The organism is Helicobacter sp. 23-1048 (assembly GCF_053654545.1).
On the sequence record NZ_JBSIUT010000001.1, the window covers coordinates 434,532 to 454,636 of the forward strand.

Annotated in this window: 14 protein-coding genes; 5 read left to right on the top strand and 9 right to left on the bottom strand. The window is 38.8% G+C overall.

What is annotated here, in order from left to right; translation table 11 throughout:
- From ACWIWK_RS02230 to ACWIWK_RS02240, 3 genes are all read left to right on the top strand, one after another.
- Window positions 1-870 carry a winged helix-turn-helix domain-containing protein gene (locus ACWIWK_RS02230; RefSeq protein WP_454150438.1) on the top strand — a complete coding sequence of 290 codons (870 nt, stop codon included), beginning with the start codon at window positions 1-3 and terminating at the stop codon, window positions 868-870.
- Entirely contained in the window at window positions 812-2,890 is a 2,079-nt protein-coding gene (locus tag ACWIWK_RS02235; protein ID WP_454150440.1) for an ATP-binding protein, read from the top strand. Before ACWIWK_RS02230 ends, ACWIWK_RS02235 begins: the two co-directional genes overlap by 59 nt.
- A gap of 171 nt (window positions 2,891-3,061) precedes the next feature.
- Complete coding sequence (locus tag ACWIWK_RS02240; protein ID WP_454150442.1) at window positions 3,062-4,729, top strand: hypothetical protein; 1,668 nt, start codon at window positions 3,062-3,064, stop codon at window positions 4,727-4,729.
- A 92-nt stretch (window positions 4,730-4,821) separates the two neighbouring features.
- Here ACWIWK_RS02240 and ACWIWK_RS02245 read toward each other — a convergent pair whose 3' ends face one another.
- The 8 genes from ACWIWK_RS02245 to ACWIWK_RS02280 all read right to left on the bottom strand — a co-directional run bounded on the left by ACWIWK_RS02245 (window position 4,822) and on the right by ACWIWK_RS02280 (window position 15,423).
- Window positions 4,822-8,649 carry a type IIG restriction enzyme/methyltransferase gene (locus ACWIWK_RS02245; protein WP_454150444.1) on the bottom strand — a complete coding sequence of 1,276 codons (3,828 nt, stop codon included), beginning with the start codon at window positions 8,647-8,649 and terminating at the stop codon, window positions 4,822-4,824.
- Between the two features lie 141 nt (window positions 8,650-8,790).
- Window positions 8,791-9,603: an aldo/keto reductase gene (locus tag ACWIWK_RS02250; protein ID WP_454150446.1), complete on the bottom strand. Its 813-nt coding sequence runs from the start codon at window positions 9,601-9,603 to the stop codon at window positions 8,791-8,793.
- Between the two features lie 165 nt (window positions 9,604-9,768).
- Window positions 9,769-11,115, bottom strand: coding sequence for an MBL fold metallo-hydrolase (locus ACWIWK_RS02255; protein ID WP_454150447.1), 1,347 nt, complete (start codon window positions 11,113-11,115; stop codon window positions 9,769-9,771).
- 35 nt (window positions 11,116-11,150) lie between these two features.
- Window positions 11,151-11,906 (bottom strand): NAD(P)H-binding protein, encoded by a 756-nt coding sequence (locus ACWIWK_RS02260; protein ID WP_454150449.1) that lies wholly within the window; start codon window positions 11,904-11,906, stop codon window positions 11,151-11,153.
- Between the two features lie 25 nt (window positions 11,907-11,931).
- Entirely contained in the window at window positions 11,932-13,188 is a 1,257-nt protein-coding gene (locus tag ACWIWK_RS02265) for an NAD(P)-dependent alcohol dehydrogenase (protein WP_454150450.1), read from the bottom strand.
- 141 nt (window positions 13,189-13,329) lie between these two features.
- On the bottom strand, window positions 13,330-14,247 hold the full coding sequence (locus tag ACWIWK_RS02270) for a carboxymuconolactone decarboxylase family protein (RefSeq protein WP_454150452.1): 918 nt from the start codon (window positions 14,245-14,247) through the stop codon (window positions 13,330-13,332).
- Between the two features lie 98 nt (window positions 14,248-14,345).
- Window positions 14,346-14,948, bottom strand: a complete 603-nt coding sequence (locus ACWIWK_RS02275; RefSeq protein WP_454150454.1) for a sugar O-acetyltransferase — start codon at window positions 14,946-14,948, stop codon at window positions 14,346-14,348.
- Window positions 14,949-14,958: 10 nt separating this feature from the next.
- A complete protein-coding gene (locus tag ACWIWK_RS02280) occupies window positions 14,959-15,423 on the bottom strand; it encodes a cyclophilin-like fold protein (protein WP_454150456.1) in 465 nt (154 codons plus the stop codon).
- A gap of 216 nt (window positions 15,424-15,639) precedes the next feature.
- Here ACWIWK_RS02280 and ACWIWK_RS02285 point away from each other — a divergent pair, with 216 nt between their 5' ends.
- Window positions 15,640-16,509, top strand: a complete 870-nt coding sequence (locus tag ACWIWK_RS02285; RefSeq protein ID WP_454150457.1) for a viperin family antiviral radical SAM protein — start codon at window positions 15,640-15,642, stop codon at window positions 16,507-16,509.
- A gap of 11 nt (window positions 16,510-16,520) precedes the next feature.
- Window positions 16,521-17,231 carry an NYN domain-containing protein gene (locus ACWIWK_RS02290; protein ID WP_454150459.1) on the top strand — a complete coding sequence of 237 codons (711 nt, stop codon included), beginning with the start codon at window positions 16,521-16,523 and terminating at the stop codon, window positions 17,229-17,231.
- Window positions 17,232-17,270: 39 nt separating this feature from the next.
- On the opposite strand, the gene ACWIWK_RS02295 is transcribed toward ACWIWK_RS02290, so the two are convergent.
- On the bottom strand, window positions 17,271-20,036 hold the full coding sequence (locus ACWIWK_RS02295) for an ankyrin repeat domain-containing protein (RefSeq protein ID WP_454150461.1): 2,766 nt from the start codon (window positions 20,034-20,036) through the stop codon (window positions 17,271-17,273).
- Window positions 20,037-20,105: the final 69 nt, after the last annotated feature.

The window sequence follows — 20,105 nt, forward strand, 5'->3', positions numbered from 1 at the left end:
ATGGCACAAGATACAATACTAACGCACAATATAGGGCAAAATCTAACCCAAAACGCCTATAATCAAAACGGGCTACAAAATAGCGCGCAAGATGGCAATCCCGCGACAAAAAAGACGCAATATAACACCCAAAATCAAAACACTTTGCCAAACACGCAAAATCCCGCAACAGGCAAGACACATAACGACCAAAATCTTATCTATATCTTAGAAGATGATGAGCATATCGCCGAGCTCGTAGCCTACGCGCTCAAAAATCAGAATTTAAATTCTGTGATTTTTGAAGATGCGAGCAGTCTTTATCAAGCCCTAAAGAGTGAGATTCCAAAGGTGCTTGTGTGTGATATTATGCTGCCCAATGAGAGTGGCTTAGAAGTGATACAAAAACTGCGTGCAAACCCAAAAACAAGCGGAGTGGCTATCATCGTGCTTAGCGCGCTAGGAAGCGAGTATGATAAGATTAACGGGCTAGATTTGGGCGCAGATGACTATCTCACAAAGCCCTTTTCCGCCCTAGAGCTAATCGCACGCATAAAAGCCCTAATGCGCCGAAGCAACGCCACGATGAAAAAGGGCGAAATCTTGCAATACAAAGGGCTAAAAATACAGCCAAACTCACACAAAATCAGTGTCGATGATTCCCCATTGCACCTCACAAGCAAGGAATTTGAGCTACTCCTCCTGCTTTTTACCCACCAAAATAATATTTTTAGCAAAGATGAGTTGCTCGAATCTATCTGGGGATACAGCGTGGAAAACACGCGCACAGTGGATATGCACATAAGCTCGCTTCGCACAAAGCTAGGGATTTATGGCAAATGTATCACCAATATTCGCTCTGTGGGGTATCGCTTTGATGAGGTTTTATAAACGCGTTGAAAAAAAAAGTAGCAAAAACACTTATAGCCAAGACGCCCAAAATCTAATAAACCCACAAAACCCTAAAAATCCTCCAAACCAACCTAGCCAAACCCCCCACACAATGCAACATAACCCAAATAACCAAAACAATCTTAACCAAAATCCCCACAAAAACTACAAGCCAAAGAATCTATCGCGCAGGCTTGTGGCGTGGATTTTTGGGCTTATCGTGGCGGTGCAATCTCTTAGCATACTTATTAGTGCGGTGTTTTTGCACCAAGCACACAGAGAGGAGCAATTTAGCGAGCTAGAACAATACGCAAACAAACTCGCAATATCGCTAGAGCAAAGCCTTGCGCAAAATCTCTTTGACAAGCTAGATTCGCCCTATCGTGTGAGTGTGATTGCGCTAAATGGAGAAGTGATTTTTGATAATAGGCTTGATATTGCAAGCCTTGATAATCACTTAGAGCGCGAGGAAGTGCAAAATTTAATGCAAGGCAGGGGCGATAGGGCAGCGCGCCTTTCAGATTCAGAATTGAGAGAAAATCTCTATTTTGCGCGCTTTGTGGAGGCAAATCTAGATTCTCACGCTCAATCTAGGACACAAACGCTCATTTTACGCATTAGCGAGGAAAAAGACTCGCTTTTTGTCGTGCTAAAAGATTTTGCGCCACTTTTTGGGACACTGCTACTTTTTAGCGCGATTGTGAGCGTGGCTCTTGGCATTTTGCTTGCACGCAAAATTTTGCACCCCATCAAAAATATCGATTTGTCCCACCCCATTCGCACCAATCCTTACACCGAGCTACATATTTTTATGCAGCGCATCTCCAAGCAAAAAGGCAAAATCAAAAAGCAACTAAAGCGCATAAAGCAGGGCAAACTGCGCTTTGAGCTTATCACGCAAAATATGAATGAGGGCTTTTTAGTCCTTGATAGCGCGGGCAACATCACGCAATGCAATGAAAAGGCGTTGCAGATTTTGCGCCTCACACCAAACATACGACATATCAATATTTTTGCGTTTTTGCGTGAGTTTGGCAATGCGGTGCAAAATAGTATAGATTCTGGAAATGAAGCCTTTGAAATCAGCATAAATGAGTATTTTTGCCACACGATTTGTATGCCGATTTTTGTGAAAAACAACCTTAAGGCGATAATGATTTTGCTCTTTGATAAAAGTGCTAAGCGCGATATTTTGGCGTTGCGAAAGGAGTTTAGCGCAAATGTAACCCACGAGCTGAAAACGCCACTATCTGTGATACTCACAAGCAGTGAAATGCTCTGCAGTGGGCTTGTGCAAGAGCGCGACAAAGACGCTTTCATCGCTAAAATCTACGCAGAATCAAAGCGACTTTTGGGGCTGATTGATAAGATTTTGAAAATCTCGTTTTTGGATAATGCGCTAGATAAAAACGGCGAGCAAAAAGAGCGCGTGAAGCTCGCAAATGTGGTAAAGCAGATTTTGCCAAGTATTGAAAATTTAGCGCGTGAAAAGGGGGTAAAATGCGAGTTTATCGAGCGTGGAGAGTTTGCAGAGTGCGGCGAGTTTGTAGAGCGCGAAATGGGGGCACAAGAGATTTTAGGAATCCCTGCATTGCTTGAAGATATGGTGTATAATCTGTGCGAAAATGCGATTAAATATAGTGGCAAAAATGGCGTGGTAAAAATCATTGTGGAGCACGAGAAAAATGTTGAGAAAGATGTTGAGAGTGGGGAAAATGGCGAACAAACGAGCAGGACTTTGGGCGAAAATAGCGCAAATGGTAAAAATGGCGTAAGTAGCGATAATAGCGTGGTTTTGCGCGTGGTGGATAATGGCATAGGAATCGCATTAGCTGAGCAAGAGCGGGTTTTTGAGCGATTTTACTGCGTGGATAAGTCGCGGAGCAAAAAGCTAGGTGGCAATGGCTTGGGACTTGCCATAGTCAAGCGCATAGCCAAAATCCACAACGCCAAAATCTCCGTGCATAGCGAACTAGGCAAGGGAAGTGAGTTTGTGGTAAGGTTTTTAAGTAGCACCTAAAATCACCATATTTACTTGTTGGTATCGCAAGAATCTCACAATTTTTAGATTACCAAAAATCGCAGATTTTAGCTTGGATTTTATCTTTGCCTGCTATCATTTTATTGTTTTTCAAACGCAATTTTTGCGTGATTTTACGCTTGCGTGATTTTCTTTATCAAAAGGCATATTATGAGATTTTTTTCTTTGCTAATGTTTGTGGTGGCATTTATGTGTGGCAATGCAAGTTACTCTCCCCTCAAAGCCACCACGCAAGAATCTCCCTCGCAAGAAGCGCATTTGACTACCAAAGAATCTTCGCCATTTTTCTTACACACCGATGATTTGCTCTCCATCGCCGCGCTTACAAACGCGGATTTGCAAGATTCTCCATTCCTAAAAGATTTGCAAGCCAATCAAGCAGTCATTGCCATTTCAGATTTTAACTCTTTAAGCGAGTATCCAATCGATATAGAATTTCTCGCTCGCGCCGTGTTAAAAGACATTCTTGCTTCTAAAACACTTCGCCTTAGCAACGCCATTTCAGGCAACGCGCTACAAAGCGACAAAATGCTTGATTCTATCCGCGCTATGAGGAATAATAGCGAGTTTGGCGACATTATCCCAAAAGGCTCTCTTTTGCCGCCGAAGTATTCTTTGAGTGCGAGAATCTCAAGTCAAGCTAAAGCCCTATCAAGCATCAACAGCGTGGAGTATAGCTTTATTTTTAGCATTGTAAATTTGCAAAATGGCTTAGTGGAGTGGGATTATATCGAGCGGATAAAAAAGAGTGCTAAAGCCCCTCTGCCTAATTTTAGAGACGCAAAAATCACGCAATCCAAATACGGGCAAGCCTGCCTAAAATCCCCCCAAAGCAAAAAAATAAGCCTAAGCACAAAAGAATCTTGCGAAGTGGCGATTATTGAAATCTGGCAAAATAGCTTTGCTAGTATCCCTGCAAACAAAGCTATGCTTTTATACGAATACGCAAAAACAGGTTGCGCTCTAAAATCTGCTTTTGCGTGCAGGGCGTTAGGCGTGGCGTATAAATATGGCATAAAAGAAAATCTCAACACCATCGCAGAATTTAGCGGCAAAGACTATGGGCTAGCCTTAGATGAAAAAGAGCATATTTTATTGCAAGTGGATTTTGCCAAAGCAAAAAGCGCGTATAGCAAGTCGTGTGATTTGCGTGATGGCGGGGGCTGCTATAATCTCGCCCTAATGCAATATCATAGTGAGAATCAAGACTTACAAAAAGCGAGTGAGTATGCAAGCAAGGGGTGTAAGTATGGATTTAGCGATGGTTGCGAGCTAGCAAAAGAAATAGAGCAAGCCAAGAGTGAGAATCTAGAGCCAGAGGCTCTCACAAAAATCGCGCAATGTGAAGCCAATATCCCGCAATCTTGCGTTTCAGTGGCGTTTAACTATCATCACGGATTGCAAGGTGCGGTAAAAAACCAAACAAAAGCATCGCAATACTACAAAAAGGCTTGTGATTTGGGGTATTCGCATTCGTGCTATATCTTAGGAATGTATCAAGTGCAAGGCTATGGGCAGGGCGCAAAAGATATGCGCGAAGCTCTAAAAAATGTGCTAAAAGCGTGCAATGCCGACCCTGTGCGAGAATGTGAGGCAATCAACAAACTAGACCCCACAAAAAGGACACAACAACAATGCGTAACGCAAGGCAAGCTAGTCGCAGGAAGTGCGTGCCTAAGTGCTGGAGGGTTTTTTGAATCTGGCGTGGGGGTAAAAATGGATACAAATGAAGCGTTGCGAACTTATAAGCGGGGCTGTGATTTTGGCGTGGATATGGCTTGCGAGGCGTATAAAAATCTAAAAGAGCGCGTGCGCTAAATGGTGGCAATGACGGCGAGAAGCGCATAAGCAAAAATCTAAAATGCTTGCGCCAAAAATTCTTGTGCAATGACAGCTTTAAAATCTAGATTCTAATCCGTCCTAAATTCAATTTCATAATTTATGATAAAGTCCATTTCTTCTTGTGTCAAATCATACAGTGGGCAGATTAGCCTATCGATTTCATCGATGATATGCTTTGATTTGCGGAGGCGGTATTCTTTTGTGCCTGTGGAGGTGAAGTTTGATTTTTTCTCTATGTCGGCTTGAAGTTTTTTGCCGAGTTTAGCAAGATTTGCAAGTATTTGTTTGTTTAATTTTGGGATAGGGAATCGCTCAAATTCGTGCATATAGCTATCTCTGTGATTAGAATAAGCACTTCTAAACCAATAAAAAAGATTGCTTGTCATTAAAGCAACGATTGCATTAGAATTTTTTACTTCAAAGCTGTTTTCTTTGGTAGATTTTGTAGAATAATTTGTGAATAAATTATAATATCGATTGCCCGAAGTGCGATAATAGATTCTCTCTTTGCCTTTCATAAAGGATTTTAGCGTTTGTTTTTGGGCATAGAGTTTTTTCATTATGACTTTTTCAATCGGCAAACTAATTTTACAAAACGCCCCTTCTCGCACAAATTCAATACTATTTATAAATTGTTGAGCTTCTATTAGCTCTTTTAGAGTTTGGCTAGAATAGCGTTTATTTACTTGCGTTGTAAATAGTTCTTTTGTGGGTGAGAGTGTTTTTATGATGCTAATGACTGAGACTTTTTGCTCGGCACTAGGGAATACTTTTGCGGGTCTATCGCCATAGCTACTCACTCGTATAAATTCGCAATTTTCTAAAAGCATTTTATGCAAATCAATATTTGATTTGCTACTTGTAATGCTAAGTGGCACAATGTAGGCAAGATTGCCGTGTTGCTTAATGAGATTAAAGCCTTTTTCGATAAAGAGTTTGTAAGTATCGCCCGTGTCGGCGTATTGATACTTCCATTGCTCTTTTGGTAGTTTTTTGTTTTGGCAAAAATCTTTTTGTGCTTTATTTAGCAAATCGCCATAGGGAGGATTGCCCACTATCAAATCAAAGCACATAAAATCCCCATTTTTATCCAACACTTCGGGGAATTCAAACCGCCATTCAAAATACGATTTTGCCTCTTTTGAGATAGATTCATAGGCTTTCATAGAATCTAGCAAGGCGATAAAATCTCTCTCCACAAATCCTCGTGGCTCGTTTGTAATGCCAAGTGTTTTGTGGTAATTAAACGCGATTAGGTAGTCGTTTAGATTTTTACGCGCTTCTTGCAATGCTTTTGGATTGGCGTTTGGCAATGTTGCATTATCGATTCCGCCATAGCCATAGGATTTTAGATAGTTTGCAAGGGTGCTTTTAAATTCTCGATATGCGGGGTGCGTTTTGACAAAAAGGCTTAAAATAAATTCTTTTGCAGATTCTATATTGCGTTTGTGTAAGCCCCGTAAATCCTCGTTTGTTTCGTTTTTATATGCGTTTGTAGCGTTTTTATAAGATTGTATTTGTTTGGGTAATTTGACTTTCAAATCATCTAAAATAGATTTTATTTCGGCGACTTCTTCATCGGATTCGCCTAGTTTTCTATCTTTGTTTAGCAGGGCTTTTAGCTGGGATTCTAGCTTTTCTTTGCTAAAATTTATGTCTATGTTTGAGATAAGAGAGTTGCCACATTTTATGTTTATATCGATATTTGGGAGGGTTTGCATTTGGTGGATTGTAGAATCTAAATTTTCGTTGAATCCATCGTTTGAATCTGTCAAATAATAGCTATTTTTTAGCAATTCTATCCACAAGCGCAATTTGCAAATCTCCACAGAATTTGGATTTATATCCACGCCAAAGAGATTATGTTCGATGATAGATTTTTTTAAGTTAAAAAGGGCTTTTTGGATTTTGTGATTTGGCTCATTTGGGCTTTGTGGCTTGGTGTAAGTAAAATCGCTTAAAACTAGCTCATCGCCGATAATATGCAACTCTTTGCTTAAAATGCTAGAATCTAATAGCCCTAACTCATAATAGATTTTTATCATCTCATTGAGCGCAGAGACTAAAAAATGTCCGCTCCCAACGCTCGGGTCGCAGATTTTTATGCTTTTTAGCGTGGCTATGTGCTTTGCTATTATGGATTCTCTGTCGTTATGAGGGTTTTTGTCGTTGTGAGGTTTTATTTTTACGGATTGCAACCCACCCCCTTTGTCCCCCTCCGCAAGGGAGGGGGAATTTTTGGCATTTTTAAGCCCCTCCCCTTGCGGGAGGGGTTGGGGTGGGGTAGATTTGACATTCGTATTTCTAGCGTGGCGTATTTCGCGGTAGATTTCGTATTCTATGTCGGCTATATTTTTGCATTGCCATTTGGGATTTGCTTCATTAAATCTTTGCACCACGACTTGTTGCAAATTTTCCTCGCATATATACGCGCTAATTGCACTTGGCGTGTAAAAAGAGCCATCTTTATACGCATTTATGCGCTCAAATACATTGCCCAAAATGCTTGCATTTATCAGCGTGTCAGCTTCGTATTCCTCGCCACTGCCAAAATCATAGCTATCCAAAAAATCTAGCAAGTAGCGCAAAAGCGGGATTTTAGCGACATTTGAGATTTTGGATTTTTTGTTGTATTCGCTGTATGGGAGCAATTCTTTATCATTGCTTAGGGCGCGTATGTGAATGAGATTTTGCTCGATTTTGCTTGGATTAAACAGCGATGAGTTGAGATAGGGCATAGCAAAAAATGGCGAACTTACATCGCGCTCATCGTGTGGCTTGGCAAAGACTTCAAAAAAGAGATTTTCTAAACTTTGAAAATCTTTTATATTTCTAATATTTAGGAATCTATGCGGGTTTATGCTTTGATTTTGCTTGGGATTAAATCGCACTAAATTTGCTTCGATGAGTTTTAAAAACAAGATTCTATTTAACCACAAAATAATAAGTGAGATAATGTTTTCTTGGGTTTTATCTGCTTCATCAGGCAATGAATCGATTATGTTGTGATAGAGTGTCCCGCTGACATTATTTGGGATAATGGTGTTTTTATTTTTATCCTTGCTCCCATCTAGGACTTTTAAGCCCAAAATATAAAGCAACTCTTTATAAAATGCTTCGTTAATGTCGTTTTTGTGGATATATAATTCAAGCAAAAATTCTGGCGAAAACGCCTTGACAAAGGGTTTAATCTCGCTTAAATCCTCTGAATCTAGCACTTTTTGCAAATCCAAATACAGCGGTCTAAATTCTGCGTTAAAATGCTCGCTAGCTAAATATTCTTTTAGCTCATTATAAAAATCCTCGTTTGTCTTTTGCGCTATTTTTTCTATTTTTAAATCCGTTTGCTTTGTCAAAGATTTGTATTTGCCATAAAGATTGTTTTTGATATGCTCATCTTTGTATAAATATCTCTCAAATTCGCTCTCTTTAAAAATGAAAAATCGATAAAAATCCGTGATGATAATATACTTTATCTCAAACCTTGCCCCACTCTCTAAGCAACGCTCTTTTTCACGCAAATAATACAAAATCACTTCGTGCAACGCCTTTTTGTTGTAATGCTCCGCACTTATCATTTCATTTGCATTGCTTGGCTTTTTTGCTTCGATAATCACTGCGATATTATGTTCTTGCATAAGGGCTAAATCAATCTCACTTTTGCCCTGTGATTTTTGCTTGATAGCGGTGCTAAAGCCTAATGATTGCAATAATGGCGTAAGCGCGTTTGCCACCAAATAATCCTCGTTTTGACTCATAAGTGTTGGGAGATAATGATTGATTTTTTGTTTGAACTCTTTGTATTGTTGCTCGGGGACTTTGGAGTGGTAATACAAATCGCCCCCAAGAAAACTCGCAATCTCTTGAAGCGACTCTCTTATGTTTAGTTGAAGCATTTTTGTGTGCCTTTTGTCAAATTTGGCGCATTATAGCATTATTTTGTTTGATTTTCTTAATGGTGCAAGGTTGCAATAGATTGATAGCAACTTACTTAGAATCTGCGATTTTGGCACAATTATAGATTCTAAACGCGACTTTTAACTATCCCAGCCAAATTGTGATTTGCCCGTATCTAGCGCGCTCATTATCATCATATCGCTCCTATCAAGCGCAAAATCAAAAATGCTAAAATTCTCACGCAGTCGCGTAGTGTTCGCGCTTTTTGGGATAGCGATAATGTCTTGTTGCACCAAAAAGCGCAACGCCACTTGTGCCACAGATTTGCCGTGCTTTTGTGCGATTTGTAGTAAGGTTTGATTATGAAAAAAATCTTTACGCCCAGCCACAAATGGACTCCACGATTGAAGCCTTGTGTCAGTGGCTTTCATCACCTCTCGCAGTGCCTTTTGCTGATGAAAGATATGCGTTTGGCATTGATTTATAGCAGGTTTTATCTCGCATTTTTTCACAAACTCCGCACAATCATTTTTCTTAAAATTTGAGATTCCAAGTGCTTTGATTTTGCCCTCTTTGTAGAGTTTTTCCATTGCCTTATACATTTGCTCTGCGTTTTTATAAGTATCGTGGATAAGCAATAAATCCAAATATTCAAGGCGCAATTTTTGCATCGACTCATCACATCGCCTAAAAGTCTCATCATAGCTCATATTGCTTGAAAGTTTGGTGGTGATAAAAAATTCACTTCGCTTTATGCCAAAATTTGCAATAGATTCTGCCATAGCGTTGCCCACCTCGCGCTCATTGTCATACATTTGCGCGGTGTCTATGAGCCGATAACCGATTTTGATTGCCTCGCTTATCGCTATTTGCCCACTTTTGCCTTGTAATCCATAAGTGCCAAGCCCTAAAATTGGCATTTTGATGCCATTATTTAACTCTAAATATTCCATTGTCGCTTCTTTTTTGGTTGAATGTTATGTGAATCTTGCGACAACTTCTTTAAGATTTGCCATTTTACGCCTTTAAAATTTAAATTTTAAAAACGCAATTATAAAAGATGATAGTAGCTATCTATCAATAGTGAATCGCAAATTTTAACAAAAAAAATCTGCAAATTATTTTGGATTTGCATTTACTTCTCGCCACCACGCGCTAAAATCGTCCTTTTTATACTCACTCCACAAAGGGACGATTTGCCCAACTTGTGGCGTTAGAAGCAAAAAATCAAATTTATTTTGTGTTTTGCCCTGCAAATAAAGCGTGTAAATTTGCTCCAAAGGCTCGCTCCATTCGTGCGGTGCAAGGCGAAATTTAGAGTTATGCACGGGCATTATCGCTTTTGCGTTTAGCTCTTTTGCGATTTGTAGATTTTGGTGAGGAAATGTGTGGATTTGTCCCCACTGCGGATTATACTGCCCATTTTCCAAAAATGCCAAGTCAATTGCGCCAAATCTTTTGCCAAACTCTGCAAAATGCGCCCCATAGCCACTATCGCCACCGATAAAGATTTTTTTGACTTTGGATTTGCGCAAATCTTGCGAATCTTTATGGCACGAATCGTGTGAATCTGTCGAATCTTTGGAGTGCAAATCTCGCAAATCTTGCGGATTTTTGCTTTGTGATTTGTGTGAATCCGCGCCATATTCCACCAAAAAACTCGCCCACAAACTCTTATTTTGGTCTAGCAATCCCCTGCCTGAAAAATGTCTAGCGGTTAGGCAATGAAAGCGCAAAGCCCCAAAATCCACGCTAAATTCCACATTTTCGCCCCAATCTAACTCCGTGATTTTATCCTCACTAATGCCCCACGCTTTGAGATATTTTCCCACGCCAAGCGGGACAATCGCGTGTTTTATTTTGGTTGAGAGTGCGCGAATGGTGGATTTGCTTAAATGGTCGTAGTGATTGTGCGTGATGATTAGAAAATCCACGCTAGGAATATTGCTAGGCGCGTAAATATCAGCCCCGTGAAATGGGCGAATGACAAAAGGCACGGGCGCGGCATTGTCATTCAAAATCGGGTCTATTAGTAGCCTCTGTCCGCCCAAATTTAGCATATACGAGCTATGCCCTAACCACACGAAACTATCGCTTTTTTGCATTTCACTCAAATCGCTTTTGGTGCTAGGAATCACGGATTTTGGCATTTTTAGCAAGGACAAAATCGCTTTAAATTTGCTTTGGGACTCGCTTGAATCGCTTGATTTGCATAGCTTTTTTATCTCTAAATCGCCAGATTCGCGCCCCAAATCGTTGCATAAATCCGTCATTATAGGCGTATCCTCGATATTTTTTGCTACGCCATTCACAAAATGTGGCGAATTTGCGATTCGCGCCTTTGTGTCCTTTAAATCGCTCATAAAAATGCCCTCCATATTTATCCACCAAATCGCCATAATCACACACAGCAAGGCAAAAACGCCAAGTATATATTTAAAGATTCGCCATAGTTTTTTACGCATTATTTTTTCTTTCCATTTGTGAATCTATTAAAAATCTATTTGGTGGGTTTATTTATCCCAAAGCTCTCTCTCACACCAAAATTTGGCTCTAAAGCTAGGCGAATAATTAAGTGCGCTATGGATTTGCGTGAGATTTTTGCGTCAGGATTTTTAAAGAGTTCGCATTTTTTGGTTAGCTCATAGTCGATTTCATCAACGCTAGAAAACCACTGCCCACGAATGATTGTGTAATCTAATCCGCTTTTTTCCACTGCTTTTACCGAATCCACATAGTTTTTTGGTGCGCCCGAATCGCCCCAGCTACCAGATGGAATCTCTTGGCATTCCTTTTGATGAACGCCATAAGTTGTCATCCAAATGATACGCTTCACACCTACTTCTTTCATTGCTTCTGTAATGCTTTGTGCCATTTTTACTAAATCGCTCCCTGCGAGATTTGCATAGACGACATTGACATTTTTCATTGCATTTTTAAGCGCGTTTTTGTCAGTCGCATCGCCTTCAATTAGCGTGATTCGACTTGGATTTTGCTGTGCCACTTCTGCCAAACGCGCAGAATTGCGCAAATATAGCTTTAGATTTGCATTTGTGCTTTGCAAAAAGCCTTCAATCGCCCATTTTGCCACGCTACCATTTGCACCAATGATTAGCACATTTACGCTTTCACCCCTATTTGCGCTATATTTGACAAATTCATCTTTATCCCAACTTACCGCATTTGCGCTCACTCCACATACAAAGGCAATCATCGCGTCAAATGCGTATTGCACTAATTTTAGCATTGTTTCCATTTTTTATCCTTTTATTTAAAAAATGTTAGCTTAGAGTTTTCATATCAATGACGAATCGAAATTTCGCTTCGCCTTTGGCGACTTTTTTGTAGGCATTATCAAGTTCGCTGATAGGGATTAGCTCGATTTCAGGGTAGATATTATTTTTCACGCTAAAATCTAGCATTTCTTGCGTTTGCTTTATGCCACCAATCAGTGAGCTATAAATCTTGCGTCTAAATTGCCAAATCATCGCATTTGCGTCTAAATGAGGATTATCTTTTGGCGATGGCAGTCCTACGATAGCCATTTCTCCATACATTTTTAGCATTTTTTGATAGGCGTTTATGTCGTAGTGATAGGGGATAGTCGAAATGATAAAGTCAAATTCATTTGTAATTTGGCTAAACTCTTTATCTTTGACATTGATAAATCGCTTCGCGCCTAGTTTTAGCACCGATTCGCGCTTATCGACTATGTCAAATCCCGTAACTTCCGCGCCTAATGCCACCATATATTTCACTGCTAAATGTCCTAGTCCGCCTACACCTGCAACGGCGACTTTTTGTCCCTTTTTGACTTTGCTAAACATTATAGGCGAATAAGTCGTAATCCCAGCGCAAAGCAGGGGTGCGACTTTTTCAATTTGGGCTGATTTTGGGACTTTTATGGCAAATTTTTCGCTTAGCACATAGTTGTTTGAGTAGCCACCATAGGTGTTTTCCCCGCCGTGAAAGACATCTTTGCTATTGTAGGTAAAGACGGTTTTAGCATTGGTGCAGAATTGCTCTTCGCTTCTTTTGCACGCTTCGCACTCACCACAGCTATTTACCATACAGCCGATTCCTGCGTAATCACCGACTTTAAATTTGCTGACTTTGCTTCCCACTGCGACTACGCGCCCTGCGATTTCGTGCCCGGGGACTATGGGATAAGTCGGTGCGTGGTGGTCTCCAGCCACTGAATGCAAGTCGCTATGGCAAATCCCAGCGTAGAGAATCTCTATCAAAATATCTCTCTCGCCTAGCGGGTGGCGCGTGAAAGTGTGGGGCTTAAATGTGAAATCCTTGCTAAAAGTTGCGTAGCCTTTAGAATCAATCCGCGCTCCGCTTTTTGCCTGTGCTATTGCCTTATCTGTGCCGATGATTTGGGATTTGCCTAGATTTTGTCCGCTTGTTTGGGCTGCATTTGCATCGCTAGCAAAGAGTGCTGAGCCTCCCAAAATCGCGCTTACACCAAGCGCACCCATTTTTGCAGAATCTGCGATAAACTCTCGTCTTTGTTTGTTTTGAATCGTTTGCATACTTGCTCCTTTATGATGTATTGAAAATCTCGATTCGAGATTTGTCGCAATTATAAACCCTGATAGCAACTCTAAGTCAAGGGGAAAAACGCAAATTTTTCAACGATTTTATAAAAAATACAAAAATTGCGTAGCAAGATTTTACCCCTTTGGCAATGCACTTAGCGCGTTTAGCGCACGCGGATAGCCGATATAGGGAATAAGCGCGGTAATGGTAGCAATGAGTGTAGCTCTGTCATTGCCCATATTAAGATTGCCTTGTATGTGTGCTTTGACTTGTGTGTCTGCCCCGCCGATACTTGCGACAAAGACAAATGTCAAAAGCTCGCGGAATTTCAAATCAAGCCCGCCTCGCGTGTAAAAATCCCCAAAACAATGCCCGCTTAAAAATGTGCGGATATGTTTTTCATCGTTTGGAGCGGAGGCATTGCCTTTATCGATTGCCTCCCCAAAGATTGCTCTTTGCACTTCTAGCCCTTTTTGGACGCGATTTTCTCGCGTGGTGGTGGCTCTAGATTCTAGAGGCATTGGGATTTTGCGCTGTTTAAAGACTTCATTTGTAGCGATGATAAATTCTAGCCCCTTGCCCATTCCAATGTATGGCGTGGCTTGGTAGCAGATTTCTTTTATCGCGCTAGGATACACGCCCGCATTGAGACTAGCATTAAGCATATTTTTATACTCGCTTACTCCTTGCGTGGCGATAAGCGCACCAAGCGTTAGCATAAGTCGCTCTTTTTCCTCTAAATTTGTGTGGGAAAGCACTTCATCAAAGGCAAAATTTGCGTATCGCTCTAAAAATTCTGCGTCATTTTGCGCTAGCTCACTTGCGCTAAAGTCCTTGCCAAAATATCGCTCTAAGTTTAATTTTGCTGTGTTTGTGAGGTTCATAGATTCTCCTTTGGATAGATTTTGGTTTGCGCTGTTATCGCTACACGCATTGAAGCTCGCTCCCGCTAGGGTTGCCACGCCAAGCACGCCGGCGACTTTTGCGCTATTTTTGATAAAATCTCGCCGTTTTGTGCTTGTGAGATTTTGATTTGAGTTTAGATTTTGCATACTTACTCCTTTAAAATTTAAATTTTAAAACGCGTTTTTTAAGTCTTGCTAAACTTGCATTTGCCAAAGATTTGCGCATTATAGCTCATACAAAACTTTTATATATTTTTGATGATTTTAGCGGGATTGCCACCGACTATGACATTTGGTGGGACATTTTTAGTTACCACCGCGCCTGCTGCGATTATGGAGTTATCTCCGATAGTTACATTTGGGCAAATAGTCGCGCCGATTCCTATCCACACGCGGTTGCCGATTTTGACAGGTTTGCAAAATGTCGCTTGACGATTGTAGGGATTAAAGTCGTGGTTTATGGTAACGATATTTACCTTTGGCGCGATAAATGTCCCTTCGCCCACTTCAATCCCACCTCTATCCATAAAGGTGCAACAAGTATTGATAAACACGCCTTTTTCTAAGGCAATATTGCGTCCAAAATCCGTGTAAAATGGTGGCATAACCCACACACTAGAATCTAGCACATAGCCAAAAAGTTCGCTTAAAATCTCAAGCGTTTCCTCGCGGGAGCGGTAGCCAGCATTGAGATATGCGACTATTTTTTGCGCATTGGTAATCGCTTTAAACATTTCCTCCCAGCCACAACTTTGATAATTCACTCCCTCGCCACGCAAATCTTTCGCAAAAATTTCATTGCTAAAATCCACGCTATCTAAACCCAATAATTCTTTAAGATTTTCCATTTTTTGCCCTCTATTTTACTCTCTCAAATGTAATCACAAAGCCATCTTGTTGCGCTTTGATTTTTTCTATCGTTTGCGAATCCACGCTTCCAAAGCGCACAAGTCCGCTATGAAATGGTTGCTTTTCATAGAAAATCCCCAAATTCCCCCACGGGCTAAAATAAAACAAATCCCCAACTTGCGGATTATAGCCATTTAGTCCGTTTGTATTTAGCCCTCTTGGCAGGGCGGGCGAGATTTTCTCTTTGCCTACATAGTCGCGAAATTCTAAACTCAAAGGCAAAAGCGCGTAAAAATCACGCGTAGCGGGATTGTCCTCTAGCTTTACTTGTGATGTTGCTATGCCACTTTGTAGTTGAAATTTTAGCTCTATTATCATTTTGCTATCCTTATGCTTAGATTCGGCGTTCAAAGGCATTGCGATAAACACGATAAACGCCAAAAATCTAGCAATTTTTATGATAAATTTTTGCATACTTGCTCCTTTGAATGTCTTTGTTTTTAAAATTTAAATCTACATTTGCGTATTATAAACCCTGATAGCAACTCTAAGTCAAGGGGAAAATCACAAATTTTTCAACGATTTTGCAAAAAATGATTTTTTCTTGTCCTTTTGATTTCCTATATATTTTTTGTCAATTTTTACATAATTGTGTCGTCCAAAAAGACAAAATCAAAAAAAGGAGACAAAATGGACAAAATTGTCATAAATTGGCATATCACAGAGGAATGCAATTATGTTTGCAAGCATTGCTTTGTCAAATATGCAAAATCTACACTCGCTATCGTGTCAGATTCTCTGCAAGATAGCGAAAATCTTTTGTGCAAAGTCTATAAGGCGTTTAAGCGTGAATATAGTGAGATTCGGCTAAATATCGCTGGTGGTGAGCCACTGCTTGTATCAAATCTTAGCCTTATTTTGCAAAAAGCTAAAGATATAGGCCTTGAAGTATCACTTATTAGCAATGCTTCGTATTTGGCACGCCCAAATATTGGCTTGAATGGCTGGATAGAGCAAAATGCCAAATCATTATCTATGCTTGGTATGAGCGTGGATAGTTTGCAACACAACACAAATATCAAAATTGGTAGGTATGCCAAAGTTGGCAACACGCTACAAACACTACAACCCTATGAGATTTTGCAAATAGCAAATGATTTAAAGCGGTGCAATGAAAATCTTAAAATCAAAATAAACACGGTGGTTACAAACCATAATTATGCGGAATATTTTGGAGATTTTATTAGCGTGCTAAAACCACATAAATGGAAAGTCTTGCAAGCCCTAAGTATAGGCACGCAAAAAATATTTTGCACGGACTTGGAATATAGAACATTTTTGGATAATCACAAGGATTTTGCAAGTTTCATTTCAGCAGAGTCAAAAAGCCAAATGACAAATTCTTACATTATGCTTGATTGTTTTGGGAGATTCTATCAAAATGAACATTCACACTATTCATATAGTCCTAGTGTGCTAGAAATGAGTGATGATGAGATTTTGAAATATGCCAACTTTGATAAAGTAAAATTTCAAAATAGATACAGAGTTGGCGCATAAAGGAGGCTAAAATGAGCGAGAATAAAAAAATGGCGGTGTATTTTGATTGTGAAAATGTGTCAGCGGATTTTGTTGATTTTGTGTTTGAATTTTTAAAACCTTATAATGTCATCGCAAAACACGCATTTAAGGATTGGAGCAAGGAAAACTGCTGGAATCAAGCATTGCTAGAAAAATATGCTATCACGCCACAACAAGTTTTTAACAATAACTTTGGTAAAAATGGAGCTGATATAGCGATAGCTACGGAGGTAATGGAAGAGATACTAAGTAAAAAAGTTGCCCAAAGCATAGTGCTTGTCTCAAGTGATAGTGATTTTACGCATTTAACACAAAAAATACGAGCAAATGGGATAGAGGCTATCGGCTTTGGCGAGTCAAAAGCTCCAAATCGACTACGAAATGCGTATAATATTTTTATAGAATTTCCACCAAAGAGCGACATTGTAGAGGAATCACAAAATAAAGCCTTATTTGCAAAATCCAAAACCTTAACATTGAATGAGGGGGAAAAACTCTCATTGCTTATTCAAGCCATTGAGGCAATGCACAAAGATGGCTGGTGTAATATGGCTAAAATAGGGGATTACTTAAAATGTCAATCTCTAAGTGTGGAATCCTTTGGGGAAAGCTGGAAGGAAGTGCTTGGGCGATACCCTCATATTTTTACGCTAAAACACACAGGCAATCAAAACACCACTTTGCAAGTGGGATTAAAATAGCTATAAAACCCTATAAGATTTGATTCTTATAGGGTGATTTTAGTGCCGAAGTTTTATCATTAACTCTACATTATGGTTTTTCTCTGCATAGTCATAAGCAGTTTTGCCATCATCTAATTTAAGAGTTTTATCCGCGCCTTTTGCTAAAAGTTTTTCAACCAAAATTGGCTCATCAATTTTGGTGGCATAGATAAGTGGTGTAAAATTATATAAATTCTCTTGGATAATATCCACCTTATCACAATGCTCCACAAGCAAATCAAATATTTGATAATAATTTGCTAAATTTTGTTTATGATAGTTAGTCATTATTGTTTGCCTTTGAGTATCTTGAACCATTTGTGCTTTTTGTTTTTCAAAATCCATAAAATATTCATCATCAAATGTTGCATTACTGCTTATACCTACTAGATTTTTGATTTGTTGTTCTGTCAAATTATTCATTCCATAGCCAAGATACACTTTTTCATTTGCAACTGCAATCTGCGAGATACACCAATAAAGTGGGGACATATCGTCCATACTACAAGTTTTTGATTCTAAATCTACCCCATTTTCTATCAGTAATTTAACTAACTCAACTAACCCTCTTTCAATGCAAAGAGATAAAATCGTTTCTCTTCTTTTAATAAGCCTTGCATTAAGTGTTTCTTTGGAACATTTGGGGATAAGCAATTTTGCAATTTCAATGTGTGCAGTTTGAATATGAAGTGGAATTGACATTCCGCTTATACAATAAAATAATACACTTGAATTATCACTTTTACCTAAAATATTGACATCTGCACCAGCTTCTAAAAGTTTTTTCACAGATTCTATATCTTTCATCAAACAGCAGTGCATAAGCTGTGTAGTTAGATTTGGATATTGCGTAAGAAGTTTATTGGGATTTTTAAAATCTATTTTTATATTTTCTAATTTGTCTTTAGTTGCCATAAAAAAATTGGGTGTAATGCTTGTAAAACTAGGATTTTGAAATTTTTTCAACTTTTTTTGCATTTTGAGACTCTTTTTATCAACCAAAATACCCACATATTTTTGAGATTGTACCGAGTTACCCATAGTAGCACTAGGATAAAGATGACAAAAATATCCCTCAAATTTCTTTTGTTCATCAAGCAAAAAATGTTGAGAAAAATGATTGTCATCGAACAAATTGCTAATAAGATTTAAAAATACTGCTTCTTTATAAAATTTTGTAAAATCACTTTTGGCATTATTTAAGTCCAGCTTCTTTTTGTCTGTCAGTCGTGCCGAAACTATTAGCCCCTCTTTGATGACAAATTTTACATTGCCACCTATAATATTTTTACCATATTTTAAGGCTTTGAGATAGTATTCATTTGCTTTGTCTAACTCTAATTTTTGCGCGTAAAATCTCGCCTGCATAAAGCAAATATAGGGGTCCTCGCTAATATCATATTTTTCTTGCACTTTTTGTAGGGCTTTTTCAAAATTTATTTCATCATTAGGTTGTTTTTCTTTTGTGGGCAAGGTTAATGGGAGTAAATATTTGATGAGTTTCGCATATTGCATAAAGTTCGCATTAAGGCATTTCTCTAATAATTCTTTGTCTGGTATGTTAGCTTCACTTGGTTTAAGAAAAGATTGCACTCTATCGTTGAAATATGCTTGCCAATCTTTCACATCAAAATCATTAGTGTTTTGCGGGACAAAATATCGCACAGGTAAGAAAAAATCGACATTATCGAAAAACTTTTTTTCGTCAATTTGTGTTATAACGGTAACAAATTCTTGGATATTTTTAAAATATTCTTTTTCTTGTTGTTTTAATTTTGCACTATATTTGCCCTCCATTCCAAATTTATGTAAGCAAAAATCAAAAAATGGATTTGAAAAATAAAAATATAAATATTTACGCAAAGTTATAGAAGTAGATTTTGGTAGCTTTTCGCTCATTGCATCTATCATAGCCTCAAAAGCTACAATATCTTTTGTTTGCGATAGTATCACCATTTGTTGAAAATCTATTATGCTAACCAACCTAAAATGCTCTACCAATAAATCTGCCAAATCCACACCAAAATACTCTTTTGCTTTACCATAAAGTGATTGAATCACCTTAGCGATTTTTAGCAAAACTTCAATCTGTCTATTTGATAGATTTTCGCAGTATTCTCCGATTTTTGCGATGATTTTGATATGCTCTAAACTCGGGGGATTTTTGCCATTTAGCCAATTATCAATGTCTTTATTGATAGAATCATAACCGATAATTTTTTCTTTATCCAAGATTTCTTTAAGAGAGGATTTGAATGATTTTGTAGGATTTTTTGCTAAAAATCTGCATTCTACAAAACTCAAATACTTCGCTATTGCACTTTTGGAATCACTAGGCAAGATTCTATCGATGATAAAAGGCTCTAGTTGAAAGTTTCTCTCGCTACTTGTGGTGCTATCAGCAATAGCGTGTGCCACAAAAGGGATAAAAAACACGCTTGCCGAAATAAAATCTAACTGCTTTTGACTTGCCCCCAAAGTCTCAAAATAGCTTTTATATTGACTATAATAGCCCAAACATTCTTTGATTAAAACGCAAAAGAATGCAATATTTGCTAAATCTTGCTCGCTTTCTTGTCCGTCATCTATGCTAAAAATCTCTTTTACAATAGCCTCACATACTTTACCTAAAACTTTTACATATTTCTTTGTGCTATCGCGCTCTTTTCTAAATCGCTCCCAATCTTTGCTATTTATGCCACTGATACTTTCCACACTAAAATCTAGTCCATCACGCACTAAATCTACCATAAACCCATTACTTCTATGCTCTGCAAATTTCATTTTGTTTTCCAAATCTATCCCTTCACCTTTGACTTTACCTACAAATGCTAAAAAATCTTTTATGAAATT